Here is a 24,533-nt window from a genome sequence, read left to right on the forward strand (position 1 = left end):
CAGGGTCCAAAACGTTACCCCAAACCAACGTACCGGCAACCAAAGTCAAAAAAGTAACCGGGATCAAAGCGCGTTTAAGGGCATTCAAGGATGCCGCAAGGACTCTTTTATGATAATCTGGGTCAACAATATCCGACTGAACGCCATAACGTCTTCGCATAACCCGTAATACAAGCGACAACACAAAAGCCGCGGCAAGAACAATCACCCATAGCGGGATAACTTCTTCCCACTCTATCTGTTCCCCAACCGTATGTTGAGCCAATTCGAGTTGGACAAAAAAAGTCTCCCAGTCTGTACCACTTAGTTCAAAAACATCCCCCCATAATGAGCGGGAAACGGGTACAGGGCCACGGCTAAAGACCTCATCAACGAACCGTTGTCTCTCTATCTTGTTAAAGCGTCCAACAAGCTCATCGACACGGGGCGAAATCAGCTCGGCCTGCTTGATCTGGCTGCTGACAATTGAAAGCTCGGATTCAAGGTTTTGCCGAATGGTGACAATTTGCTCTGTTTCAGGCGTCTGATTCTGCTCTGGAACAGGCCCCAGCCCTTTTAACTGTTTTGTCAGCTGACTTTGAATAGGCTGCAACCGGGAAACAAACCCCCGAGATTCTCTCCGCACACGATCAAGGTCATCGCGAATGGTCTCAAAATCACCCTGAGAAAGGGTTTTGTTTTCTAAATTCTGGGTTTTCTCGTAAAGCTCAAATTCCCACGTTGCCAGTGCTTGATCAAACTTTTGACGCAATTCGTCGTCTGCAAAAGCAGACGACACCAAAGATATAGACAAAAAACAGGCATAAAAAATAAACAATGTCTTCTGGAACATTGCATTCAAAATTATCATAAAATTAAGTTCTCAAGCTCAGGCAAATTAATTCATGCGGACTATAACACAACTTTACGTAGGAAAGATATCTTAAGAGTAGATCATAATATTGACAGAATACATGACAACAAGACCACTTTAAGCGCCCATAAGATACCAATTACATTGAAGAACATAAGCAAATAACCAAAGAAAATCTGTAAGTAAAAGCCGATTCAACAGATTGAATTCCTAGAAAACCCTAGGATGACGATTTTGTCTTTTATTTGACCAATTTTTGTAGTTATAGTTTCATATGAAGGCTATAAATGGTTCAAATGAACCCGGAACAACGGGTCTGAATTTATTCTTTCGATACTTTACCCACAGGGAGTTATCTCTATGTTAAAACGTACTCTTACGGCCATTGGTGCATTTTCGTGCCTGGCAACAATCAGCGTCGCAAATGCTGCGACTGAAGTTCAATGGTGGCACGCTATGGGCGGTCGCCTAGGTGAAGTTGTTGATGAAATTGCCGTCAAATACAACGAAAGCCAAAGTGAATACAAGCTCGTACCAACTTATAAAGGTGGTTACGAAGACACCATGACAGCGGGTATTGCGGCATTCCGTGCCAAGCAACAGCCACATATCTTACAGATTTTTGATGCAGGTGCTGCAACAATTATCAACGCCAAAGGCGCGACAGTTGCTGTTGCTGACTTAATGGCTGAACACGGTGCAGGTTTCAACAAAGAAGATTACTTGCCAGGTGTGCGTAACTTTTATGCTGATTCCGATGGCAAGATGATCGGCATGCCTTTCAACTCTTCCACACCTTTGCTGTATTATAACAAAGAAGCTTTCAAAAAAGCTGGTATCGCAAACCCACCAAAAACTTGGGAAGAGTTTGAAGCAATTGCACCTAAGTTAAAAGAAGCTGGCTATATTGCCCTTGCACAAAGTCACAGCCCATGGATTTTCACTGAAAATTTCCACAGCCGTCATAACCTTCAGATGGCAACAGCGAACAACGGCTATGATAGTACTGATGTAAAAATCATGTACAACAACCCAGAACTGAAAATGCACTGGGGCAAAGTCAAAGAATGGTTGGATAAAGGCTGGTACGGTTATTATGGCCGTGCATGGGGTGACAACCAGGATGCATTCGTCCAGCAGAAAACAGCTATGTGGCTTGGTTCTTCAGGATCGTTTGGTGGCCTGACAAAAAGTGCTGAATTTGAGTTCGGCGGTGCGTTCCTTCCGCATTGGAAATCAATCGTTGATGAACCTAAAGGTACCTTCATCGGTGGTGCAGCCCTTTTCACAATGTCAGGTCATGACGACGACGAATACAAAGGTGTTGCTGACTTCATGAAGTTCCTGACCAGCCCGGAAATGCAGTATTTCTGGCACAAAGAAACTGGTTATGTTCCGATCACCAATGCAGCTTATGACCTTGCCAAGAATGATGGTTACTACAAAACCACACCAGACGCTGAAATCGGTATTCTTCAGCTGAACCAGCCTGGTGGTGACTGGACAAAAGGTTATCGCCTTGGTTACTACGTTCAGATCCGTGAAGTTCTCTACAAACATTTTGATGATATTTTCGCAGGAAAATCATCTGTTGACGATGCTTTCGCTAAAATCGAAGAAGAAAGCAACGATCTGCTAGAGCGCTTTAACGCGACCTATAACTAAGACCTGATTATGAGCGGCGATCGAAATGATCGTCGCTCATAGTTTTACGATGTTTACTATCGACGAATATGGAGCGCGCTTTCTGCTATGAAACGAGTTCAATTTAGCCACAGCCCGATACCCTATCTGTTTATCGCTCCACAAATTATTATCATTTGTATATTTTTTCTGTGGCCCGCTGCACAGGCCATCTATCAGTCATTTCTGCTAGAAGACGCCTTTGGCCTTTCTTCTCAGTTTGTCTGGTTTAAAAACTATAAAGATACAATACTGACTGATGCCTGGCTTCAGTCCGCGGGCTTTACCCTTGTTTTTTCTTTTCTAGTCACTTTTCTTTCGCTCGCGCTTGCAATGTTATTGGCCGTAAAGGCGAATGAAGTCATACAGGGTGCACGCACTTACAAGACCATGTTGATGTGGGCCTATGCCATCGCGCCGCCAGTGGCCGGTTTGATGGGCAATCTGATGTTTAATCCATTGATTGGAGATCTCTATTACTTCCTCAATGCCATGGGGTGGGATTTCAATCATAAACTTGATTCATTTGATGCCGGTTTTGTTGTTGTGCTCATCGCCGTCTGGAAACAGGTCAGCGTCAACTTTATCTTCTTCCTGTCTGGTCTTCAGGGTATCCCAAAATCTGTCCTAGAAGCCGCGACAATCGACTGTAAAAGCAATCTACGTCGTTTCTGGACCATGACCTTCCCACTTCTGGCGCCGACGACTTTTTTCCTTGTGGTCATCAACATCACATATGCTTTCTTTGAAACCTTCGGCATCATCGACACCACAACGGGTGGCGCTCCGGGCGGATCAACCAGCACGCTTGTTTACAAAGTTTTCACGGACGGCTTCCGAGGAAACGATCTTGGCGGCTCCTCGGCTCAATCTGTTGTTCTAATGGTTATGGTTCTGGCTCTGACAGTTATCCAGTTCCGTTTCATTGAACGCAAAGTTCATTACTAGGAGGGGTCAGAATGTTAAAACTTAGTTGGCATACGATCTCGGGACACTTGATCCTTATTCTTGGGGCAATTTTCATGACAGCGCCTGTTTGGGTTGCTTTCATGTCATCAACCCATTCCGCTGAAACTTTATTCAGAGAAGGCCTTCAGGCCTGGCCCGGCGGTCATTTTTTCGAAAATTACAATGAAGTTCTCTTTGTTGAAGGTGGCGTAATGAAACGTGTCACTGCCAGCATGATGCTCTGGAATAGTTTGTTGTTAGGGCTTGGTTTTGCCATTGGTAAAGTGGTGATCTCGACTTTGGCAGCTTACGCTATTGTATATTTCAGATTTAGACTGGCGGCACCGTTGTTCTGGGTCATATTCATGACGCTTCTGCTACCGCTTGAGGTCAGAATTATTCCGTCTTATGAAGTCGTTGCAGGTATGGGATTGCTGGATACCCACACGGGGTTGATCTTGCCTCTTATAGCCTCAGCGACCGGAACATTTTATTTCCGTCAGTTTTATAAATCAGTGCCGGAAGAGCTTTTGGAAGCAGCACGTCTGGATGGTGCAAATGCTTGGCAGTTCTTTATCGATATTCTGGTGCCCATTTCCAAGACGATGATCGCTGCAATCCTGATCATCATGTTTGTGGTCGGTTGGAACCAGTATCTGTGGCCACTGATCATGACAACGAATGAAGACAATTACACCTTGGTCATCGGCATCAAGCAGATTTATCAGGTATTGTCAGAGGGTGGCGAACTCCCTCAATTCCAAAAAGCATATGCCCTGACCATTCTGGCCACCCTGCCCCCGGTAATCGTGGTGCTGGTATTCCAGAGCTGGTTTGTTAAAGGTTTGGTAGAAAGTGAAAAATAATGGCCGAAGTTAAGCTCACCAATGTTAATAAAGTGTACCCAAACGGTGCCCACGCTGTCAGAGGCGTTAACATGGAAATTGCCGACGGTGAATTTATCGTATTCGTTGGCCCAAGTGGTTGTGGTAAATCAACCCTTTTACGCATGGTCGCGGGACTGGAGACCGTTACCGAAGGTGATCTTCACATTGATGAAAATCGGATCAATGATGTCTCCCCGGCGGAACGTAACGTGGCGATGGTTTTCCAGAACTATGCCCTTTATCCGCACATGACCGTGCGCGGAAACATGTCTTACGGTTTGAAGAACCGTGGTGATTCCAAAGAAGAAATCGAACAGAAAGTCATCGAGGCAGCAAAGACACTGCATATCGAAGACTTCTTGGACAGGCAACCAAACCAGCTTTCGGGTGGTCAGCGACAACGTGTAGCCATGGGCCGCGCGATTGTCAGAAACCCAAAGGTGTTCCTGTTTGACGAACCCTTAAGTAACCTTGACGCCAAACTTCGTGTGCAGATGCGCATCGAGATTAAAAAGCTTCAGCGGAAAATGGGTGTCACTAGTATCTACGTTACCCACGATCAAACCGAAGCTATGACACTGGCTGACCGTCTGGCAGTAATTAACAATGGTCAGATAGAGCAAATGGGTAAACCTATCGAGCTTTACAAAGATCCAAAAACCTTGTTTGTCGCCAGCTTTATCGGTTCACCACAGATAAACCTGATGTCAGCACAATATGACGGTAAAATTCTTAAATCCGGCACATTGGAAATCGATGGATTTGAGAACCTACCCGTAGCCGAAGAGCTTGTATTGGGATTACGTCCCGAACACCTTCGAATTGATACCAAGGGCAAATTAGCAATGAATATCGACCTCGTAGAACAACACGGGGCAGATAATCTTGTTTACGGTACTCTTGAGGGAGCCAAAAACGAAGATGGCGAAGATCTGGAACTTTGTCTGCGTCTTAATCAGGATCAAGAGCCATCAATTGGTGAAACAATAACGCTTAGTTATGATCATACAAATGCACTTGTTTTCAGTAAAGAAACAGGTAAGCGACTGATCTAATAGCTATCACCCGAAAATAGCGGACACGATCAGGATATGCATCTAAGCGAGAGACAAAACAAAATACTGGAATGGACCAGCCGGGAAGATGCTTTGAGCATCGAAGATCTGGCTATCCATTTTCAGTTAAGTACTCAAACCATTCGCAAAGATATAAATGCCCTTTGCGAGACTGGGTTGCTTAGACGCGTTCATGGTGGTGTCTGCTTACCTTCGGCCATTGAAAACCTGTCCTTCAGTACAAGACAGGTCATGAATGCAAAAAACAAAGACAAAATAGCCCAGGCCGTCGCGGACCAGATACCAGATGGTTCAACAATTTTTTTGGGTATAGGAACAACAGTAGGTTCGGTCGCCAATGCCCTGTTGAAATACCAGAATTTACGTGTGCTAACGAATAACCTCAAAGCAGCAGCTATTCTTTGCAACAACGAGAATATTGATACGCATGTTTCTGGGGGGCGCCTAAGACAAAGTGATCACGATCTAGTCGGGGTAGAAACCATTCGTTTCTTTTCTTCGTTCAAAGCAGACTATGCCATTGTCGGCACAGGTGGACTGGATCCAGCTTTTGGCATGATGGATTTCAAGCCTGACGAAGCACATGTTACACAGTCCATTCTGGAAAATAGCCGCAAAAAAATCCTTGTTGCTGATAATACAAAATGGAACAGGCCTGCAAATGTGAAGGTCGCGCCCTTTAAAGATCTGGACCTTATGGTCACAGACCAATTACCTGACGATAACACCCGCGTTCAGCTGGAACTTTCAAAGCTAAAAATAAAAGAATGTTGTGTGTAACCGAATATCGTTTATACCGCGCCGATCAAAGAGTTCTACATAAATGGGTACGCATCTTTTCCCAAGTGTCTGGTCCAAATCCCCTCGACAACACCCTTTGCTTTTAACCGAAGAAATGTTGCATTAAATTCTGTAATCAATCCCTGCCCATTCGGATGTTTTTTCGATATTATAAGGTGCTCCGTCGATGTTTTTAACGGCACCTTTGCTTCAGATATGATATCTTTTGCTTTATCTTTCCATAGCTTATTCGCAGCAGCCCAGGCAACCGACGGACTAAGAACAACAAAGTCTGCACGCCCCGATGCCACCCCTTGCAGGCAGTCTTCTACACTTTCAGCGCGAAAACGATTAATTTTTTTTGCCTCAATCAAACCGACAAGCTCAACTTCGGTCTTGTACCCCAATGGTTCACAGCCCGTCAGGCCGATCAAATCATCAGGCTTGGAATAGTTATTTTCGCTTCCCGATTTTTGGAAAACACTTAACTTTATGTGGTGAATCGGATCGGAATATAAAAATTTTGCGGCACGATCTACAGTATAAGCAAAAGGAAATGTCGCATCACTGTTAAGGCGGTCAACCCTTTTGAGCGCTCTATTCCAAGGATAATAGCCCAGATTGACGCGGTACCCCATTTCAGAGAATACGGTCGTAACTATTTCAGTGATTACCCCGCCGCTGGGGGAATTAGGGCTTGCATAAGGAGCATAATCGAACCCTGTGACTAACTTCACCTCTTTTGCCAAAGCTGTTATCGCACTGAAACAACTATGAAATAGCACAAACAAGAAGAGTAAAAATCTCATCTAAAGTCCAATGACCTGTTTCTCTAAAACATTAGAATATTGGAAATAGGTAAAATTATATTAAAGATCCTAAAGCCCAATAAAACTCTGACATTCCAGCCAGAGCTTTATTGACTATATTCTCGAAGGCTCTCAGGCCTCAACAAGACCAACACGCCGTCCATCGGGATCATTGAACAAGCCAATCGTAGGTCCACCGGGAACATCCAGAGCTTCAAGAACAACGGTCCCACCCTTTTCAACAGCCAGCTTCAAGGTTTCTTCAACGGATGGCACCTCGACATAAAAGGTAAGATGACCACCTGTATCGGCCATATCCTCACCAATACCGCCATTTATTCCCTTATCATCGCTTTCTGTGTCAACCATGCCGTAATTCATTGGATTATCAGCATCAATATCCCACCCAAAGAGGTCACCATAAAAAGCTTGTGCCTTATCCGCATCCTCGGAAATAATTTCAAAATGTACGACGGGACATCCCATTGCCTGCTCCTTCTTTTCTTTATCTATACATCTTTATCGGGGTTACATATCTTTTACAGATTTACACTCAGTAAAAACGACGTTGAGCTCCTAAATTAATTAAGTAATCTATCATTAAATTCACATCCAATTTACTCTGGACAGGCCTCGGTCCTCATCACATATGAAATTTTGTCGCTTGAGGGGTACTGTTTAGTAGCTCCACGACAGCAGTAAGAGACTGTTTCAGCAGTGCATCATCAATGTTTGTTAGGTTGATCCGAACACCCGATGGTGCAGAAACAGGGTCGACCGCAAAAATACTCGAAGGCGAAACCCTGACACCCCGCAAACCAAGTGTCTCTGCAAATTCTTCGGCTTTCCATGTATCCCTAAGTGGTATCCAAAGGTGAGAAGTTGCATCGTTATAGCGATATAGTGTTCCTGCAAGACTGTCCGCAGCCTGTTTGAGCAAATTAGCCGTTATCGTATTCCGCTGTATTTCAAGCTCACTTGCCGTGCCATCCTTGATCCAATGGCACGCAACCTCGGCCATCAGCGGCGGGGCCATCCAACTGGTGGTCTGGCTCGCTGCCAGGAATTGAGATAATAGCCCTTGCGGCGGCATTAAGGTACCAACGCGCAATCCCGGAGAAATGGTCTTTGATAGACTGCTGATATATACGGTACGTTCAGGGTTGTAAGCAGCAATGGGTTTAAAGTCAGATTTTGGGCTACGTGGATTAACATCATCCTCGATAACAAAAAAGCCATATTGATCTGCCATTTTTGCAATTTCGGCAATCCGCGCTTCAGACATGGTTGCGGTCGTTGGATTATGAGCAAAAGGCATACAATACAGTGCCTTAACTGAATTCCTGAGGCATGCCTGTTCGACGGATTGGGGAACCAACCCGCCTTCATCCAAAGCAACGGGCACAAGATTAATTCCAAAAAACCGGGCATAGTTTTTAATACCGGGATAAGAGAGTTCTTCGACCAAGACCGTATCCCCGGGGGATGTTAGTGCCCCCAAAGCAGCGGTTAGCGCCTGTTGCGCTCCACCAGTTATAATCAACCGTTCTGGGTCAGCCTTAAACCCACGTCCTCCAAGCCATTCACATAAGACCTCGCGATGACGCAACAACCCCTGACTTTGCCCATACTCCAGCATGCCATCAAGGTTACTGTCCTTGCCAATTTCAATCAGCGATCGCCGCAACTGTGCCTCAAGATTAATAAAGGGCGGCGTATTACGACTAAGGTCAACAGCACCGGTTTCATCCAATGCATCCTGTTTATTTTGTTCGTGATCCCGGTGGGCACGAACAAAGCTACCCCGCCCCGTTTGCTTAACAAGCAAGCCTCGTTGTTCCGCAAGGTCATAGGCACGTAGAACAGTCCCCACGGTAACACCCAATTCATCAGCAAGGTTACGCATGGGCGGAAGTTTTTCACCCTCGGTAAGACGCCCCTGTTCAATATCAAGGGCCAGACGATCAGTTATGGCGCGATAGACAGATAGTTTAGGATCAAGGTTATGTGGCACCCACATTGTTACCCCAACAATATTTTTATTGACTAGAACAATAATAAGAACATTATTCTATATAAAATCACAACAATTTATATTGTTACCGTAACAATATGAGGAAATCATGACTGTACTTAGCATAAACCTGAACAAAGTTGCCCTGTTACGTAATCAGAGGGATATCGACTACCCAAGCGTGACCGGAATGGCCAAAATAGCCTTGGCAGCAGGTGCAGGCGGCATAACAGTCCACCCGAGACCCGATCAGCGACACACACGAAAATCAGATGTGTATGATCTGTCCAGAATGCTCCGTGAAGAATATAGCGCCCCGATAGAATTCAACATCGAAGGCAATCCAACCGAAGAATTTATGGAACTTGTCGCAGAAACTAAACCGGAACAGGTGACATTAGTACCAGACGATCCAGATCAAAATACATCGGATCATGGCTGGGATATCCGCAGCAACAAAGACAAATTAAAAGAGATTGTGGATCGACTTCACGCCCAAAATGCACGCGTATCCGTTTTCATTGATCACGAACCGGATGTGGCCCTTGCTGCAGCAGAAATTGGTGCTGATCGTGTCGAGCTTTATACTGGTCCCTACTATGAATGTTTCTTTAGGGATGATCGGGAACAGGTACTTTCAAAATACAAAAACACAGCCATTGCCGCACGCGAAGTTGGCTTAGGCGTCAATGCAGGGCACGACCTTAATTTGGATAATCTCGCCCATTTTCTACAAGCTATTCCCTGGACAGATGAAGTGTCTATTGGTCATGCCCTGACGGCTGACGCTCTCATCTATGGAATGGATGGTGCGATCAAGGCTTATCTTGCGGAAATAGCAAAGAAATAAACACGATATGGCATTCCCCCGACTGTATCGGTTAGGCTGTGTCTATACAGTCATCTATTCAGCCGGGGATTTTTCAATATAAAATCACCCTATGAGACAATACGTTATAAACACGCCCCTAAGGGTTGGACCGCATGACAGTCAGATCACTGCCAGATAACATCGCTTCGACCTATGACAAATACCCTGATGGCATACGTAAAAAGCTCCTAGATCTTAGGGAAATGATACTGGATACAGCAGCCAGTATTCCAGATGTTGGTCACATTGAAGAAACTCTGAAATGGGGACAGCCAAGTTTTTTGACGACAAAATCTAAAAGTGGAACCACAATTCGTATTGACCAAGCTGGTAAGGATCAGGGGCAATACGCCCTTTATGTCCATTGCCAGACCAACCTACTTGATCAATTTCGCGAACTCTATCCAACCGAGTTTACATATAGCGGTAACAGAGCAATCCTGTTCAATGAAAAAGATGAAATTCCAGTCCCGGCGCTTCAGCACTGCATTTCCCTAGCCCTGACCTATCACCTGAACAAGAAATAATATCTTAAAGATATTTCGTAATTTCTTTTAATTCATCCAGCGTTTGGCCTGATTGACTATCTTGGTCCCCCTGCCCCAAACAATGATCAATATGATCATGGATTAACAGCCTCTTGGCTTTGATCACGGCTTTTTCAACCGCATACAACTGCTGGGCCACATCAACACAAGACCGTTCATCTTCTAGCATCTCCATAATTTTATGCATATGGCCATGCGCCCGTTTAAGACGGTTTATAACCTGCTTATGGGATTTGTGCTGTGCTGACATGTCTTCTGCCGTCTCATATGAATGGTCATCGTGCATAACAATAATTTACCACGACATAAAGAAAAAGCCGGAAACGAAATCGTTCCGGCTTTTCTTTAGTATAATAAAAAATGCTATTTATAAATTGTATTAAAGTCCCACACGTCTTGTCACTTATCATGTTTATTTTCCCGGCGAACACCTAAGAGCATCTTAGCTTCAAGCCTTTTACGCAGCGCTGCATAATAAGCCTTGAGGAACTCCCTATCTTTCTGGGTGCTTCCCTTATGGTCCTTCCAGTAGAATGAAGATCGCTTATCTTTGGTAGGTTCGACCCATTTGATTTTTGTTTTTATGCGTTCAGTGACTTCTTTAATGGTTTTTGGCGCAACTTCTGGTTTTCGCAACAACTCTTCCAGAGTTTGCAATTCATAAATACCATAAGCATCAACCTGCTCATCTGAGAAACTGAAAGCATCGGCTTGGCTCGTCTGATCAGATACCTTGCTTGTCCGTGAAGAGGCAATGTCTTGATCTTGCACAATATCGCCCAACAAGTTGGTTTTTGGTATTTTAACAACCCATGTTCCGGCGATCATATCCCCGGCTCGCAAGCGATCTTTGTTGAAAAAAGGCAAGAAGATAAAAACCCCAAGCCAGATCCATATCAACAGATTAATTAACCCGTCAGCACCGTCACCAATAGGGGAAGACAGTATTGTAAGCGGTAAAAACAGTTCAAGTTCGCGCATCAAATTCCGCGCGAATACAGCATCAGGCTTTAACTGGCCGCCATGACGGTCCACAACCCTGACCCCTAAAACCCGTTTTCCCGGCGTCCGCCCCTGCCATTTAATTTCAAAGTAGCTGAAATAAAAGTTGTACCAGAGAAATAAAACAACCGTGATCACGGAAATCAGGACATATATTGCCTCTTTTTTATCCAGAAAGTGTTCCCAAGCACCCGATAAAAGAAAACCGACAAGAATCAATATCGGCAAGCCGTAGACAATCATCAAATCCAATAATATCGCAGCAACACGATCGCCACGAGACGCCAATTGGAAACTAACGGGCACTCCCTCTGGGGTAATAACCCGCCGCCAGTGGCTCTTGTCTTTTTGGGTAATGTTGATTTTTTTTGATCGATTGTTTTTTTTAAGCCTATTACCTTGCTTTTTATCCAGCCCCGACGCATTTGAGGAAGAAGGCATTACTGTCTTTTGCATATCTTACGCCCCCAATAGCCAAAATACGCCCCCCAGAAAACAAGCATTGAACCGCCGATCAAAAACCGTGTTGCCGTATCTGTTATCAATTGCCGCCCAAAACCTTCGAGTATTGCCGCAACCAAAAGCATAAGGACCGCCCCAATAACAACCTTTGCGGCCTGACGTCCCTCGTGCGCAAGATTGGACAATCTCGATTTATGACCGGGCATAATTATTCCCTTCGCAAGACCAAGCCCACCTGCACCACATAGAATAATCGCCAGTAACTCTGTCGTGCCATGGATGGATAACCACCCGGCAACATCGACACCCAAGCCACGCTCGCTATAGAGGGCAACAAAAGACCCCAGCGTCAAACCGTTATAAAAAATAAGCAAAACACTCGGCACCCCAAGGGCAAACCCAAGCGCAAAGGAAAACATACCGACAGATGAGTTGTGCGAAAATAAGGATGATGCAAAGACATTTAGTTCATGGACTTCAATATCAGCGCCATCATACAAGCCTTTGCGTAAATCTTCGGTTGCACTGGCAGGCGTACGCCCACTGGACATGCCATCGCTGACAAAGGTGTAATACCATTCTTCGTTTGTAATGGTTAGGTAATAGGCGATTACCCCGCCCACAAGCATGATAATCGTGGTCAACAAGATACGCCAACGGGCATTCCAGACCGCTGCCGGCAGCTCTTCGAAAAGAAACTTGAATACAGTTCCCCCAAAACTGGCGTGCACCCCATAAATGCAAAAATAGGCCCTTGTAGAAAGAAGTTCGAGGTATTCAAGCAGGTTTCTATCCAGCGAAACACCACGCGCTACCGACAACGATGACAAGGTAAAGCGATAAAGGTTTGGCAAGCGCATCAACTGATCCGCATCCAGTGACTTGACGCCCTTTTTTTCAATCTTCTCAACCAGATCCTGAAGCTCTTTCCAGGAAGCTTCGCGTTCTTTGCGAAACTGGGAACTCTTTAATGTTGCATCTGACATTACGCCTGCCCTTCCATATCAGATAAGCTCCTGATTTTTAATCGCCAGATAGCGCTCGACAAGGTCCGCGCTCAAGGAAGCTGCCGGGGCCTGAATACAATGTACGCCGAGGCGACGTAAGCGTTCAAAAACGACTTGGCGATCCCGAAGAAAATCATCTGCGACAACTGACTTGGCAATATCATTAACGGAATGGGGTTTTCTTTCCGCAACCTTTGCAAGTTCACGGTCTTCCAAAGTGACAAAAATAATCAGGTGGCGTTTGGCTATTCGAGTTACATTCTCAATCATCAATTCTGCCGTAACTGTATCGACAAAATCGGTATACAGAACGACCAGCGATCTACGTTGCAACTGTCCGGCAAGATGTGAAAGACCTAGCGTAAAATTGGTTTCATTATGCTGATAGTCCAATTCGGCACAGTTCGCTTGAAGATGATGAAAAGCCTGATGACCACCCAATGGCTTTGCCAGCCTTCGAACCTTGGCATCAAAACCATAAAGACCAACTTTATCCCCACCGCGTAAGGCCATAAACCCCAATAGTAACCCAGCATTGATCATATGGTCTAACTGCGGCAGACCATCAATCGGTCTTGTCATCAAATGTCCAGTATCAAACGCAAGGATAACATTATGGTTTCGTTCAACCTGAAATTCCTTACAGACCAGCTTTCTATGACGGGCAGAATGCTTCCAGTCTATTGAACGCAGGTCATACCCCGGTTGATATTCACGTAACGCATCAAATTCCGTCCCATCACCGCGTTGTTTCTGTATTTTTGTGCCATGAAAAGCATCACGACTGTTTATTTGTAACGCCGCAGTCCTTACGGCGTGAATATTCGGCACAATCGATACTTCATGAGCCAGATCCCACTTGGTTTGGCGAACAATCAAACCCCAAGGGCTATACCACTTGAGCCACAAGTTCGTGACCTTGGCTTTTCCCCGACGCTTAACAATCAAAGGAAAGGCCAGCTCACCAACAGAATTCTGATCCAGACGATCAATAATGACGGGTGCCGGTTTATTAAGATACTCGCTCTCTACATCCAACAAGGCTGTCACACCAAAAGCGCGCAGTCGGCTGGAAACAGTCAGAGAGAAATACGCATAGTCTTCATGTCCCGCATAAAGTATCAACGGAATATTTTGAGACAATGTAATCCGGCGCGGCGCCAATGAATTCAGAGCATCAACCCCAATAAGGAAAAAAGCCAATAACAAATAGACCACACCAAACAGCCACAGCCCCTCATCCCAGACAATCAGGACAAGACTGAGCGGAACTCCCAGCGATAAAAGAAGGGCACTACGAAGCGTTGGTCTCATTATCTCGGGGCAGCTGTCTGTTCCAGAATTTCACGAATGACATTGTTTGTCCGTGTTCCTTCGATTTCTGCGCTTGGAGCAAGAACAACACGATGGTGTAACCCGGGAATAGCAACAAACTTTACATCATCAGGAATAACATAATCCCTGCCTTGCAAGGCCGCATAAGCTCTGGAAGCTGCAGCCAGCATCGTTGCTGATCGTGGGGACCCGCCGAATTGAAGCGCCGGGTGCTCTCGCGTTGCCCGTACAACAGACACGATATAATTGGTTATGTCCGGACTGAGCCTTATTTTACGGACAAGAGATCTCATCTCTTCCAGCTTTTCAAGATCAGCGATCCCCTTCATCCCGAACTCATCCAGCTTGGGCATAGAAGTCTGGTGGCCGTGCATTGCAACGATTGATCGTTCTTCTGCTTCACTGGGGTATTCCAGAACATGTTTGAACATGAATCGGTCCAACTGTGCTTCGGGCAAAGGATAAGTTCCCTGTTGCTCAATCGGGTTCTGTGTCGCGATAACCAAAAATCCCTCACCCAGCTGATGACTGGTGCCGTCAATAGTCACCGAGCGTTCGCTCATAGCTTCCAGTAACGCCGACTGTGTCTTTGGTGGCGTTCTGTTGATTTCATCGGCCAAAAGCAAATCCGTAAAGATCGGACCTTTCGTGAGCGAAAACTCGTTTGTCTGAAAATTGAACAGGTTTGTCCCCAACACATCACCTGGCATAAGATCCGGTGTAAACTGGATACGGCCAAACTTTAGGTTCAATGCCTTTGAAAACGAGCGAACCAACAGGGTTTTCCCTGTACCCGGCACACCTTCCAATAACAAGTGACCTTTGCACAAAAGACTGACCAACATCAGGTCCAATGCGCCATCCTGTCCGACAATCGTACGGCGTACTTCTGCTTTTAAACCATCACTAATGGTCCGGATATCATCCAGTTCCATACAGCATCTCCTGTTTCCATCGATGGATATTCTGTGCTGCGCGAATAGCAGCCAAAACGTTAAATGTATTTGCTTTGCAAAGATCTTCTGCTGCACTGATTACATCGTGCCCACTTGCTTCAATGCCACGGGCAAACCCCACACGATCTAACCATTCCAAAAGTTCATATGTTTCCATATTCTTTGGGGCATGTAATTTGGCAGCAACCGATTGTAGTGTTCTATCCGTATATTGCTTTAGCATCAGCGCCCCATGCCCGCCAAAGGCCAAAAGCTCTGCGGTGTTGCCAATAAGGAATTCCTTGCCAGCCTGATACTCTTTTTCATCTTTATCTGGTGCACCGAAACGGCTAAAGCTGGCCCACCCAAGAAAAAGCGCCGATATCACGACGAGTAGAGTGACAACAGCAAAAGGAAATTCAAACATCTTTTGCCACAAACTCGGTTCTGCTGCATATCCATGAGATGTTTCGTCAATGATAACGCCCCCTGCGCGCCCGTGGGTCAGCTCATCAATAACGCGGATCATAAAGGCAGCATTCCCCCCATTATCCAGGCCGTGATTTGACAAAATATCCGGGTCACTCAAAACCCAGGTGCGATCAATATCATAAAAGAAATCAGACCGGATGACTTCGGCTAACAAAACCCCTTGGTCATTATATACCAAAGGGCGCAAGACACCGGGATTATCCGCGATTAACTGTGGTGCAAGAACAGATAACTGTTGATCCAGGGGAAAGAGCTCGGAATCCCATGTGAAATTTTCCGCCGTCAGCGTGGTGTCATTTCGAACAAGGTTCAAGCCGTTCCCAACATAATTCAGAATACTTTGAACCTGATCCGAGTTGCGCAATTCCATTTCCCCGACCCAGCGACTATTCTTGGGGTCGGGACGCACATCCCACTTGGGCAATACAATTAACGATCCCACACCACTAAATCCGTTCAGAGTGCCGGACAATCCAGAGACAGACTGTGGTTCTATCACCAGCTTCGCATCAGAAAAATTAAACCCGCCGCGAATTTCTCGACTGACCCGAGTTCTAAAGTTCATCTTTTGTAACAGCTTGACAAAAGCTTTGTGTCCAACAGCTGATTCAGAATAAGAATTAGCGCCATAAGAAGTCAGCTGAACAATCTTATCCTGATAGATCGAAGCAACAAAAGTACCCACAAAGGAAAGCACGCCAATTACCAGCAACCACATCAAAGTGCGTCTTGAAAAGACCCGATCGTTCATTTGACGCCTCCGTGTTGTGAACTGGCATGCCTGTCGCTCTCTGTCTTACGGTGTGCTCTACTCGGTTGCGTCGTATTCGCCGGGGTCATAAAAACCTGAAAGGCGTCACGACACGCCGTAAACTCTTCAATTCCTGCAGAACGTCCGCCAAATTCGGTCAACTCTTCAGCATTCACGATAATCGACATTTTCGTCTGGATATCAGATGGCAACCAGTCTGCCTGCAAAATCTCTCTATTCGTCAAAGCATCGGGCAGAGTAGCGTGATAACTCTCTTTAACGTGCTTCAAGCAACACAAAAGGATAGCCCTGATCGCGGCTTCAAAGTGCCCTTGTTCTGCCAACTGATCCGCATGCTCCAGAGTTTCTTTACTCAATTCTTCAGAGATAGAACTTACCCTAGCAAAGGACTCTGTTTTTTCATTAACAGTTATTTTATTCTGAGGTCTTCGTTTGAAATCTTTATATTGCTGATAGGCTAATTTAATCAACAAGAACAGCCCAACAGCCAATAAACCATAGAAGATAATTTTGGCTAAAAACTCTAAAGCCGAAAGGTCGGGTAGAGGTTCTGAAGAAGCCTCTTCTTTTTTCTCAGGTACTTTCTTTTCAACTTTTTCGGCTTTGACATCAAAAGGCGGTTCACTCTGGTATCGACTATCAGAATAAATGTCTTCTACCGCGTCATCCACAGACTGATCTATCGACGGTTCAGCCGATTGGGCAATAGCGCTGGATGGTACAGAAAAAATAACCGCCAAACTAAGTAGCAGGGCCAAAGAACCTATACATATATATTTTTGAAAATTCGGATATCGGCAATACCATACCCAACTTTTACCTAAACAAAACAAAAGACAAAGGCCCCCCAAAAAGCCTTATCAAGTCGATGATACTTTGGCGGGCATTTATTTATTAAAAGCCGAAAACATATTAGAAAAAACAACCACTACGCACCAAAACCTTGACGAGAATTCAACGCAGAATGGCACAGCCACAAGAAGAATGTCTATAGTTTTTTAGGACCTGCCAGACAATTAAACAGATTGTTATTATAGGTCAATTGTGAGTAGCAAGAATATTGATATCAGAGTTTATAATTATTGGGGTTAAGAGTTATTGGGGATTATAGTCAATGATCTGATCAAAGGTCTTTAGTCCATCTAAGGTGCGAGCCACAATAAGGCCCCCTTCTAGCAGCGCCAAAAGTTTCAGGGCCTCGCTTTGCGCGCTGTCTTGGGAATATTCGCTGGCCTTATCAGATAGAAAGACACGGGTAAGCCAGGACATATTTTGATCAAAGAAAGCTTTGGATTTCTTCATAACGTTATCCGGGAGAGATGAAATCTCTGCACCCAGCATACCACAAAGGCACATTTGCTCGCCCGCGGCATAAGAAGACCGAAAGGCTTCTTTATAGCGCCGAACCTGTTCCATTACGGGATAGGCATCTGGTTCGCCCAAGCTTTCAATAAAACGTTCTGTATATCGCTGTGTGACTGCGACGCCCAAATCAGCCTTCGAGGGAAAGTGATAATGAATACTGGCCGTCTTGATGCCAATTTCGGCAGAGATATCGCGAAAGCTGAAAGCGTTATAGCCACGTGTACGAATGTAGTCTTCTGCAATGTCCATAATGGACGACGCTGTTTTCGATCTTTCGCTCATCACTCTCTCTTACCTTTGGCTCGCATATAGCCCGCATACCAGCTTACCTATTAAATGATAGATAACCTCTTGACGTTTCTTTTTAAAGGCATAAATGATAAACAAGAAAAGTTACCTACTCATAGATACATAACTTACATATAGGCGAATAAAGGCTTATCTGCATGACTATTTTTGAGAGCCACATTAAGGTACACGCTTGGACACATGCCAAGACACATGCCTGGATCGAGGAAGACAGGACCTTACGGGTAATACTTTTATAGGCTTACGGGTAATGCCTTATGGCAATACATTTTGGCTATAGGTAATATCTTCTTAGAAATTACGGCAGCAGTCTTACCTAGAGATTTAGCGCCAACAATGAGACAGTTACCAACAAGAGACAGTAAAATGACGGAGAGCCCGATGCGCATCAATGCAGATTTCACGAAACCTGTTGAACTACACCCCTCGGATACAAGCTTGTCGCCCTCTCCGGCAGCGGGGGTAAACAGGACGATGCTTGACCGCATTGGCGATGAAGTTGCGCGCGCAACAACGATTGTGCAGTTCGACCGCGACAAGTATTTCCCGGAACATACCCATGACGGCGGCGAAGAGTTCTTTGTGCTTGAGGGAACGTTCTCGGACCAGTACGGCGACTTTCCCGCCGGAACCTATGTGCGCAACCCGATCGGGACCAGCCACTCGCCGCATACGGTTGAGGGCTGCACAATTTTTGTGAAGCTCTGGCAGTTTGATAAAAACGATACGGAACAGAAGTCCGTGAATACAAATGACCAAGACCATTGGGTGGACGGAGATCACAAGGGACAAAGAGTTTTGAATCTGCATGAGTTCGAGAGCGAAAAAGTCACTCTGCAAAAGTGGGATGCAGCTTCCGCCAAAACGCTGGCCACCCCGGACAAAGGCATGGAAGTTCTGATTGTGACAGGTGAGCTACAATCCAATGGCCGTGCCTTTCCCGCCAGATCATGGCTGCGCTATCCAGCGGGGACAGAGGTCAGATACAACTTTACACAAGACACAACCCTGCTGGTCAAAACCGGGCATCTTGACCAATAGAACATCTCTGACAAAAGCAATATCGCGGCCATCACAATACAGATCAAGAGCGGATCAGTCAGGGATTGGAAATTTACCTATCGCTATTGAAGTAGGACCGGAAAACGATCAGAGTAAGTCTCTGAACAATTTTATAGCTTTTGCCCTCTCGTTTCTCAGGTATTCCATGCTTACCGAATTCAATTCATCTGTGCCACTGGCCTTCACCCCGACGCCCCTACACCTTCTCAGCAACTTATCCAAGTATCTCGGCGGGCCAGAGATCTTTATCAAACGGGATGACTGCACGGGCCTTGCCGGGGGCGGCAATAAAACCCGAAAGCTGGAGTTTCTGATTGCAGATGCGCTGGACAAGGAAGCGACCTGTGTGATTACGGCGGGTGGATTACAATCCAACCATGTCCGACAGACTGCCGCAGCGGCGGCACGTTACGGGTTAAAGTGTCATCTGGTGCTGGTGCGAAATGTTGATTGGCAAGATCCGGCTTACCAGACATCGGGGAACCTCGTCCTTGATAAGTTGCTGGGTGCTGAGGTTACCATTCATCCCGGCGGCTCTGATCGGGATCGCATTATGGCGGAGTTGGCATCCGATCTAACGAAAGCTGGCGAGACGCCCTATATCATTCCCGTTGGTGGTTCCAATGCTGTTGGTGCCCTTGGGTACGCCAGCGCCCTGATGGAAATTCACGAACAGTGCCGCAGCTTGGGCCTCAGCCCCAAAGCACTTTATCACGCCACATCCAGCGGTGGCACACAGGCTGGCCTCATTGCCGGCATGATCACCTTGAAACGCCCCTTCCCTGTTCTCGGCGTCGAAGTCGATGGAGATCCCCTACCTGTTACAGACGCCATTAAGTCTATTGTGCCGGAAACACTGGAACGCCTTGGTCGGTTCGAAACTTGGGACCCTGAACAGGACTTGCAGGTAATCACGGGCTATGGCGGCAGCAACTATGGCATTCCATCCGATGCAGGGAACGAAGCAATCGAGTTACTAGCCAGAACTGAAGGCATCTTGCTTGATCCTGTCTATTCCGGCAAAGCCTTTGCTGGCCTTGTTGATCATATCAGACAGGGTATATTGACCAAAAGCGATACCGTGATCTTCCTGCACACGGGCGGTGCTCAGGCACTCGGGGCCTACCCTTCTCTCTTTGCCTAAGTCACGAAACCAACACCGAAAGATAAAAAGATGAAACGAGTTTGTTTTCTGGGTGCGTCCGTCATGGAGGGAATGGGCGATGAAGCACGGCTGGGGATGCCCGGACGCCTCGCGCTTTTAGAGGCAGAAACCAAACAAAGCTTTATCCACTATAATCTGGGTGTCAGGGGGCAGACGCTCAAGGAAATATCGGAGCGCGCGGCATCGGAATGTCGGGCCAGGTTTAAAAGTGCAAAGGACTTTATTGTTTTTGCCACGGGGTCTAACGATTTTGCGCTGATCGAAAGTGGTATAGCCAAAAAAAACATACCCAGAACGCCTAGGCGCAGAGCCATGAACAACTTCAAAGCCCTGATGACAGAACTTTCAGAAATAGCCCCCTTGCTCGTCTTTGGCCCGACACCTGTTGATGAAAGCAAGCTGCCCTTTTTCTCGACCGTATCAAATATGCATTTTGATTTTAAAAACGAAGAACTGGCCAGCGGATCAGCAGAATACGGTGCGATCTGTCAGGATATGAATATCCCCTTTATCAATATGCACGAGGCTTTGAGTACGAGTGATGATTTTATGGCGGGACTGGCCGAAAATGACGGTCTGCATTCAACCGGAAAAGGCTATCAGGCCATGGCAGAAATCGTGCAGTCTTCGCCCCATTGGCAGGGTCTTCTTCAGGCGTAGATATAGTTGTCTAGCTTAACTTTTTCTTCCAATATCTCATGGCCTAATATCTAATACGTTACTTCATCACTCATGTAGGTCACCTACACGTCACGCTTTACCCCTTGAGCTAAAATTAAGCTAAACAACTATCCCAAACACCTCGGCTTACAAGACTAGAGAGTTCATTAAACTCCGGCAAAGCGCCGCCACCTAAAATTGCCCCTAACTAAAGCCGCCCCAGTTAAAACAGCTAGGGATTATATTGGCAACTCCAGGCCACGTTTGACGTTTTCCATCACGACGGTGGTGGTGAATTCCTGTATTGCCGGGTTGTCAAAAAACACGCGCTTGGTAAATTTCTCGTATGACGTCATGTTTTCTGCGGTGACGATCAACAGAAAGTCGAAAGCCCCGGTCAGGTTATAACACTGTTGAATTTCGGTTTCGGCAAGGAACTGCGCCGTTAGCTTGTCCAACATCTTGGCGTCACAGCGTTCGATGACAAGTTGAACAATCAGGGTCAGGCCATGGCTGGAAACTTTGGGATTAATCACCGCGACTTCTTTTTCGATGGCCCCCATATCCCTAAGCCGTTTAATACGGCGTTGACACGCGGTCGCGGACAGACCAACTTGTTCCGCAATGCTATCTGATTTAAGGCGGGAATTTTCCTGTAACGATCTCAGGATAGCTTTGTCGAAATTATCTATTTTCATCTTGGTCTTTAAACTGATCTGTCTTTGAAGTGGTCTGGCTCTAGCTAATCAGAGGGGCGACACTAATCCGTTGCCTGTTTCGATAACCGTTAAGCCGTGTAAAAGTCGAAAAAATGCTTCGATTTCTATTTGTTGCAGTTTTTTGATCGGGAAACCACTTATTTTGCAGTCAAACGACGCAAATATTCGGCTATGATCCGGATGAAAAAGGTAAAACATATTTTTGAGTATCGGGTAGAATTATGGATCAGGCTTTAAAAGCAGAGCAAAGTGCACTGACAATGGGTATCATTTACGGCTTGATGGCTGCTCTGTTGTGGGGGGCGTGGCCCGTGGTGTCCAGCCTTGGTCTTCAGAACCAGACCTTGAACGCCTATGACATTACAGCCCTGCGCTTTGGTGTGGCGGGCATTATTCTTTTGCCCCTGATCCTCAAGCGCGGATTCAAAGGCATCGGCTTGCCCGGTAGTCTGTTGCTGGCCTTTGGTGCTGGTGCGCCCTATATGCTGCTCACCGTGACTGGGCTTAACTTTGCCCCGGCAAGTCACATGGGGATCATCGCGCCAAGCTGCATGATGGCCCTGTCAACAATCGGTAGCTGGTTTATTCTCGGCGACCGCCCCGACAGAAGCCGTCTCTTTGGCCTCGGAGTCATTATCCTCGGCGTAGCCCTGCTCGGTTGGTCCGGCTTTGCCATGGCGGGGGATAACCAATGGATGGGGCACCTGTTGTTTGTTGCCGGGGGCGGCAGTTGGGCCTGCTATACCATTGGCACAAAGTATTTTAAGGCTGATCCGCTCCACGCCACGGCTTTGGTTGCTGTGCTGTCCATGGTGATTTACCTACCGCTTTACTTTACCTTTGGTGATCCACAGATCTTTGTCGCGCCGATCGAAGAAACCCTGTTTCAGGCTGCGTTCCAAGGCATCGGTTCTGCCATTCTTGCCCTGCTGTTCTATACCAAGGCCGTTGCCCTGCTCGGCGCAGCAAAGGGCGCCGTCTTCGCCGCACTGGTTCCCGGCATCGCCGTTATCCTCGCCTTTCCTGTATTGGGCGAAGAGCCAACGACCATAGAGATCATCGGCGTCAGCATTGTGACCATCGGCATGATCGGTGCCCTCGGTCTGATCAAGGCCCGTAAAAGGAAACGTTCCTGATCAAGGCTCACAAAAGGAAAAGTGCTTAAGTGGTGAGGCACCACGCCCCTATTTTTTAATTTATTGCGATTCAAGGCGTGAAGAGCAACGTGTAGGAGATATACATGAGCGATGAAACAACGCCGAAGAGGAGCTAAGTAGAACGACTAGATGCTTTGCTATTTGCGCCAACAACATTCGTCGCTTTTAGGGAAGCAGTATTCCGAGTAAATTGCTAAACCATTGTCTCTTTTAATGAATGATCAGATATAATGGTCACTCATGCTTGTTCTGGTGTTTGCATAGTTTTTTGTTCAGGGAATTTTTCGGGAATGTTGTTAGGTATTGATACGGGTGGCACCTATACGGATGCGGTTCTTTTCACAGAAGAAGACGGTGTGCTGCGAACCGCCAAGTCACTGACAACCAAACACGACCTGTCTATCGGTATCTGTGATGCGGTCAACCGGATTATGGATCGCGAAGGCGACCAGATCCGCATGGTGTCCCTGTCCACCACCCTTGCCACCAACGCCATTGTCGAAGCTCATGACAGCCCGGTCTGTCTTATTATGATCGGTTATGACAAAGGGTCACTCGACCGATCAAACCTCGGCACCGCCATTGGCAAGAACCCCTATGTCTTTATCGATGGCGGGCATACGCCATTGGGGGACGAGCAATCTCCGCTGGATATCATCGCAGTACAACGGGCCATCGACGAACACGCCCCCCATGTGTCTGCCTTTGCCGTTGCGGGCTATTTCTCTGTGCGCAATGCATCCCACGAAGAAGCTGTTCGCAACCTGATATTGGAAAAGACAGACCGCCCGGTGACCTGTGCCCATGAACTGTCATCCGGGCTGGATGCGCCCCGCCGCGCCCTCACCGCTTTCCTGAATGCACAGCTAATACCGCAACTGCATCAGCTCATTCATTCCGTCGATATCATGTTACAGGAAAAGGGCATCAAGGCCCCCGTGATGGTGGTCAAGGGTGACGGGTCGCTGATATCCGCGCAAACCGCCCTTGAACGTCCGGTTGAAACCATTCTCTCTGGTCCTGCGGCCTCTGTGGTCGGGGCCAAGTATCTGTCGGGGGCCAGTGATGTCTTTGTGGTCGATATGGGCGGTACCACCACCGATATTGCAATCTTGATGGATGGCGAACCCAAGCTCAGCGAAGAAGGCGCCAACGTCGGCGGCTGGCGCACCATGGTCAAGGCCGTCGCTGTCATCACCTATGGACTGGGCGGCGACAGTGAAGTCGCCCTCAACCGCCCTCAAAAGGGTCTTACAATTGGTCCGAGAAGGGCTTATCCCATCAGTTTGTTGGCGCAACAGCATCCAAGTGTTCTGGACGAACTACAGCAACAGCTGCGCAAGGAGCGCATTGGCGAACACGACGGGCGCTTTGCCCTGAAGCTGCGCGAACTCAACACGGCCCTTACCAGTCTGTCGCGGCTGGAACTGGAAATCTGGGAAAGCCTCGCCGACGGTCCCGTTGCCCTCAACAGCCTGCTGGAACGCCCGGCCATGGCTGGCCCCTTGCAACGCCTGATTGATCGCGGCCTCGTGATCAATTCCGGCCTGACCCCCAGTGACAGCAGCCATATCCTGAACAAACAGAACAACTGGACCCGCGACGGCGCCCTGCTCTGTGCG

General features: G+C 46.8%; 25 protein-coding genes. 12 read left to right on the forward strand and 13 right to left on the reverse strand.

Annotation, left to right across the window (positions count from 1 at the left end; translation table 11 throughout):
* A partial coding sequence (locus Q0241_RS18230) for a DUF3772 domain-containing protein (RefSeq protein WP_299380410.1) occupies positions 1-850 on the reverse strand: 850 nt, incomplete at its 3' end.
* Between the two features lie 363 nt (positions 851-1,213).
* Between Q0241_RS18230 and Q0241_RS18235 the strand changes: the two genes are divergently transcribed.
* From Q0241_RS18235 to Q0241_RS18255, 5 genes are all read left to right on the forward strand, one after another.
* The gene (locus Q0241_RS18235; RefSeq protein WP_299380412.1) at positions 1,214-2,518 is read left to right on the forward strand and encodes an extracellular solute-binding protein; all 1,305 of its coding nucleotides are present in this window, start codon (positions 1,214-1,216) and stop codon (positions 2,516-2,518) included.
* Between the two features lie 87 nt (positions 2,519-2,605).
* Complete coding sequence (locus tag Q0241_RS18240; protein ID WP_299380414.1) at positions 2,606-3,484, forward strand: ABC transporter permease subunit; 879 nt, start codon at positions 2,606-2,608, stop codon at positions 3,482-3,484.
* 11 nt (positions 3,485-3,495) lie between these two features.
* Complete coding sequence (locus tag Q0241_RS18245) at positions 3,496-4,350, forward strand: ABC transporter permease subunit (protein WP_299380416.1); 855 nt, start codon at positions 3,496-3,498, stop codon at positions 4,348-4,350.
* Positions 4,350-5,426 (forward strand): sn-glycerol-3-phosphate ABC transporter ATP-binding protein UgpC, encoded by a 1,077-nt coding sequence (gene ugpC / locus Q0241_RS18250; RefSeq protein WP_299380418.1) that lies wholly within the window; start codon positions 4,350-4,352, stop codon positions 5,424-5,426. The genes Q0241_RS18245 and ugpC overlap by 1 nt, the downstream gene beginning before the upstream one ends.
* 36 nt (positions 5,427-5,462) lie before the next feature.
* On the forward strand, positions 5,463-6,227 hold the full coding sequence (locus Q0241_RS18255; RefSeq protein WP_299380420.1) for a DeoR/GlpR family DNA-binding transcription regulator: 765 nt from the start codon (positions 5,463-5,465) through the stop codon (positions 6,225-6,227).
* Between the two features lie 35 nt (positions 6,228-6,262).
* Here Q0241_RS18255 and Q0241_RS18260 read toward each other — a convergent pair whose 3' ends face one another.
* From Q0241_RS18260 to Q0241_RS18270, 3 genes are all read right to left on the reverse strand, one after another.
* Entirely contained in the window at positions 6,263-6,964 is a 702-nt protein-coding gene (locus tag Q0241_RS18260; protein ID WP_299380422.1) for a transporter substrate-binding domain-containing protein, read from the reverse strand.
* Positions 6,965-7,168: 204 nt separating this feature from the next.
* Positions 7,169-7,522: a VOC family protein gene (locus Q0241_RS18265; RefSeq protein WP_299380425.1), complete on the reverse strand. Its 354-nt coding sequence runs from the start codon at positions 7,520-7,522 to the stop codon at positions 7,169-7,171.
* 157 nt (positions 7,523-7,679) lie between these two features.
* Positions 7,680-9,050: a PLP-dependent aminotransferase family protein gene (locus Q0241_RS18270; RefSeq protein ID WP_299380427.1), complete on the reverse strand. Its 1,371-nt coding sequence runs from the start codon at positions 9,048-9,050 to the stop codon at positions 7,680-7,682.
* 109 nt (positions 9,051-9,159) lie between these two features.
* Between Q0241_RS18270 and Q0241_RS18275 the strand changes: the two genes are divergently transcribed.
* Both Q0241_RS18275 and Q0241_RS18280 read left to right on the forward strand, forming a co-directional pair.
* Positions 9,160-9,900 carry a pyridoxine 5'-phosphate synthase gene (locus Q0241_RS18275; protein WP_299380429.1) on the forward strand — a complete coding sequence of 247 codons (741 nt, stop codon included), beginning with the start codon at positions 9,160-9,162 and terminating at the stop codon, positions 9,898-9,900.
* A gap of 134 nt (positions 9,901-10,034) precedes the next feature.
* The gene (locus Q0241_RS18280) at positions 10,035-10,448 is read left to right on the forward strand and encodes a DUF1801 domain-containing protein (RefSeq protein ID WP_299380431.1); all 414 of its coding nucleotides are present in this window, start codon (positions 10,035-10,037) and stop codon (positions 10,446-10,448) included.
* Between the two features lie 4 nt (positions 10,449-10,452).
* Here the strand turns inward: Q0241_RS18280 and Q0241_RS18285 are convergent, their stop codons facing one another.
* From Q0241_RS18285 to Q0241_RS18320, 8 genes are all read right to left on the reverse strand, one after another.
* Positions 10,453-10,719, reverse strand: a complete 267-nt coding sequence (locus tag Q0241_RS18285; protein WP_366941201.1) for a metal-sensing transcriptional repressor — start codon at positions 10,717-10,719, stop codon at positions 10,453-10,455.
* A 149-nt stretch (positions 10,720-10,868) separates the two neighbouring features.
* Positions 10,869-11,927, reverse strand: a complete 1,059-nt coding sequence (locus Q0241_RS18290) for an RDD family protein (protein WP_299380436.1) — start codon at positions 11,925-11,927, stop codon at positions 10,869-10,871.
* The gene (locus Q0241_RS18295) at positions 11,912-12,919 is read right to left on the reverse strand and encodes a stage II sporulation protein M (protein ID WP_299380438.1); all 1,008 of its coding nucleotides are present in this window, start codon (positions 12,917-12,919) and stop codon (positions 11,912-11,914) included. The genes Q0241_RS18290 and Q0241_RS18295 overlap by 16 nt, the downstream gene beginning before the upstream one ends.
* 18 nt (positions 12,920-12,937) lie before the next feature.
* Positions 12,938-14,254 (reverse strand): DUF58 domain-containing protein, encoded by a 1,317-nt coding sequence (locus tag Q0241_RS18300; protein WP_299380440.1) that lies wholly within the window; start codon positions 14,252-14,254, stop codon positions 12,938-12,940.
* Complete coding sequence (locus Q0241_RS18305; RefSeq protein ID WP_299380445.1) at positions 14,254-15,210, reverse strand: MoxR family ATPase; 957 nt, start codon at positions 15,208-15,210, stop codon at positions 14,254-14,256. The genes Q0241_RS18300 and Q0241_RS18305 overlap by 1 nt, the downstream gene beginning before the upstream one ends.
* Entirely contained in the window at positions 15,197-16,453 is a 1,257-nt protein-coding gene (locus Q0241_RS18310) for a hypothetical protein (RefSeq protein ID WP_299380447.1), read from the reverse strand. Before Q0241_RS18310 ends, Q0241_RS18305 begins: the two co-directional genes overlap by 14 nt.
* On the reverse strand, positions 16,450-17,232 hold the full coding sequence (locus Q0241_RS18315) for a hypothetical protein (RefSeq protein ID WP_299380449.1): 783 nt from the start codon (positions 17,230-17,232) through the stop codon (positions 16,450-16,452). The genes Q0241_RS18310 and Q0241_RS18315 overlap by 4 nt, the downstream gene beginning before the upstream one ends.
* A 337-nt stretch (positions 17,233-17,569) precedes the next feature.
* On the reverse strand, positions 17,570-18,121 hold the full coding sequence (locus Q0241_RS18320; protein WP_299380451.1) for a TetR/AcrR family transcriptional regulator: 552 nt from the start codon (positions 18,119-18,121) through the stop codon (positions 17,570-17,572).
* A gap of 393 nt (positions 18,122-18,514) precedes the next feature.
* Here Q0241_RS18320 and Q0241_RS18325 point away from each other — a divergent pair, with 393 nt between their 5' ends.
* The 3 genes from Q0241_RS18325 (at position 18,515) to Q0241_RS18335 (ending at position 21,035) form a co-directional block, all read left to right on the forward strand.
* Complete coding sequence (locus Q0241_RS18325; RefSeq protein ID WP_299380453.1) at positions 18,515-19,189, forward strand: cupin domain-containing protein; 675 nt, start codon at positions 18,515-18,517, stop codon at positions 19,187-19,189.
* A 166-nt stretch (positions 19,190-19,355) separates the two neighbouring features.
* Positions 19,356-20,354, forward strand: coding sequence for a D-cysteine desulfhydrase family protein (locus Q0241_RS18330; protein WP_299380455.1), 999 nt, complete (start codon positions 19,356-19,358; stop codon positions 20,352-20,354).
* A 30-nt stretch (positions 20,355-20,384) separates the two neighbouring features.
* On the forward strand, positions 20,385-21,035 hold the full coding sequence (locus Q0241_RS18335; protein ID WP_299380457.1) for a GDSL-type esterase/lipase family protein: 651 nt from the start codon (positions 20,385-20,387) through the stop codon (positions 21,033-21,035).
* 239 nt (positions 21,036-21,274) lie between these two features.
* Here the strand turns inward: Q0241_RS18335 and Q0241_RS18340 are convergent, their stop codons facing one another.
* Positions 21,275-21,733 carry an Lrp/AsnC family transcriptional regulator gene (locus Q0241_RS18340; RefSeq protein WP_299380459.1) on the reverse strand — a complete coding sequence of 153 codons (459 nt, stop codon included), beginning with the start codon at positions 21,731-21,733 and terminating at the stop codon, positions 21,275-21,277.
* A gap of 242 nt (positions 21,734-21,975) precedes the next feature.
* Between Q0241_RS18340 and Q0241_RS18345 the strand changes: the two genes are divergently transcribed.
* Both Q0241_RS18345 and Q0241_RS18350 read left to right on the forward strand, forming a co-directional pair.
* Positions 21,976-22,890, forward strand: a complete 915-nt coding sequence (locus Q0241_RS18345) for a DMT family transporter (RefSeq protein WP_299380461.1) — start codon at positions 21,976-21,978, stop codon at positions 22,888-22,890.
* Positions 22,891-23,201: 311 nt separating this feature from the next.
* The coding region (locus tag Q0241_RS18350; protein ID WP_299380463.1) for a hydantoinase/oxoprolinase family protein at positions 23,202-24,533 on the forward strand (1,332 nt) is incomplete at its 3' end.

It is taken from the genome of uncultured Kiloniella sp. (assembly GCF_937128705.1).
Taxonomy (GTDB): Bacteria; Pseudomonadota; Alphaproteobacteria; order Kiloniellales; family Kiloniellaceae; genus Kiloniella.

Bases quoted from the DNA above. Each gene is read 5' to 3' on its own strand.
- Q0241_RS18235 (WP_299380412.1), top strand. From the start codon at position 1,214: ATGTTAAAACGTACTCTTACGGCCATTGGTGCATTTTCGTGCCTGGCA.
- Q0241_RS18240 (WP_299380414.1), top strand. From the start codon at position 2,606: ATGAAACGAGTTCAATTTAGCCACAGCCCGATACCCTATCTGTTTATC.
- Q0241_RS18245 (WP_299380416.1), top strand. From the start codon at position 3,496: ATGTTAAAACTTAGTTGGCATACGATCTCGGGACACTTGATCCTTATT.
- ugpC (WP_299380418.1), top strand. From the start codon at position 4,350: ATGGCCGAAGTTAAGCTCACCAATGTTAATAAAGTGTACCCAAACGGT.
- Q0241_RS18255 (WP_299380420.1), top strand. From the start codon at position 5,463: ATGCATCTAAGCGAGAGACAAAACAAAATACTGGAATGGACCAGCCGG.
- Q0241_RS18265 (WP_299380425.1), bottom strand. From the start codon at position 7,522: ATGGGATGTCCCGTCGTACATTTTGAAATTATTTCCGAGGATGCGGAT.
- Q0241_RS18275 (WP_299380429.1), top strand. From the start codon at position 9,160: ATGACTGTACTTAGCATAAACCTGAACAAAGTTGCCCTGTTACGTAAT.
- Q0241_RS18280 (WP_299380431.1), top strand. From the start codon at position 10,035: ATGACAGTCAGATCACTGCCAGATAACATCGCTTCGACCTATGACAAA.
- Q0241_RS18285 (WP_366941201.1), bottom strand. From the start codon at position 10,719: ATGTCAGCACAGCACAAATCCCATAAGCAGGTTATAAACCGTCTTAAA.
- Q0241_RS18290 (WP_299380436.1), bottom strand. From the start codon at position 11,927: ATGCAAAAGACAGTAATGCCTTCTTCCTCAAATGCGTCGGGGCTGGAT.
- Q0241_RS18295 (WP_299380438.1), bottom strand. From the start codon at position 12,919: ATGTCAGATGCAACATTAAAGAGTTCCCAGTTTCGCAAAGAACGCGAA.
- Q0241_RS18300 (WP_299380440.1), bottom strand. From the start codon at position 14,254: ATGAGACCAACGCTTCGTAGTGCCCTTCTTTTATCGCTGGGAGTTCCG.
- Q0241_RS18305 (WP_299380445.1), bottom strand. From the start codon at position 15,210: ATGGAACTGGATGATATCCGGACCATTAGTGATGGTTTAAAAGCAGAA.
- Q0241_RS18310 (WP_299380447.1), bottom strand. From the start codon at position 16,453: ATGAACGATCGGGTCTTTTCAAGACGCACTTTGATGTGGTTGCTGGTA.
- Q0241_RS18320 (WP_299380451.1), bottom strand. From the start codon at position 18,121: ATGAGCGAAAGATCGAAAACAGCGTCGTCCATTATGGACATTGCAGAA.
- Q0241_RS18325 (WP_299380453.1), top strand. From the start codon at position 18,515: ATGACGGAGAGCCCGATGCGCATCAATGCAGATTTCACGAAACCTGTT.
- Q0241_RS18330 (WP_299380455.1), top strand. From the start codon at position 19,356: ATGCTTACCGAATTCAATTCATCTGTGCCACTGGCCTTCACCCCGACG.
- Q0241_RS18335 (WP_299380457.1), top strand. From the start codon at position 20,385: ATGAAACGAGTTTGTTTTCTGGGTGCGTCCGTCATGGAGGGAATGGGC.
- Q0241_RS18340 (WP_299380459.1), bottom strand. From the start codon at position 21,733: ATGAAAATAGATAATTTCGACAAAGCTATCCTGAGATCGTTACAGGAA.
- Q0241_RS18345 (WP_299380461.1), top strand. From the start codon at position 21,976: ATGGATCAGGCTTTAAAAGCAGAGCAAAGTGCACTGACAATGGGTATC.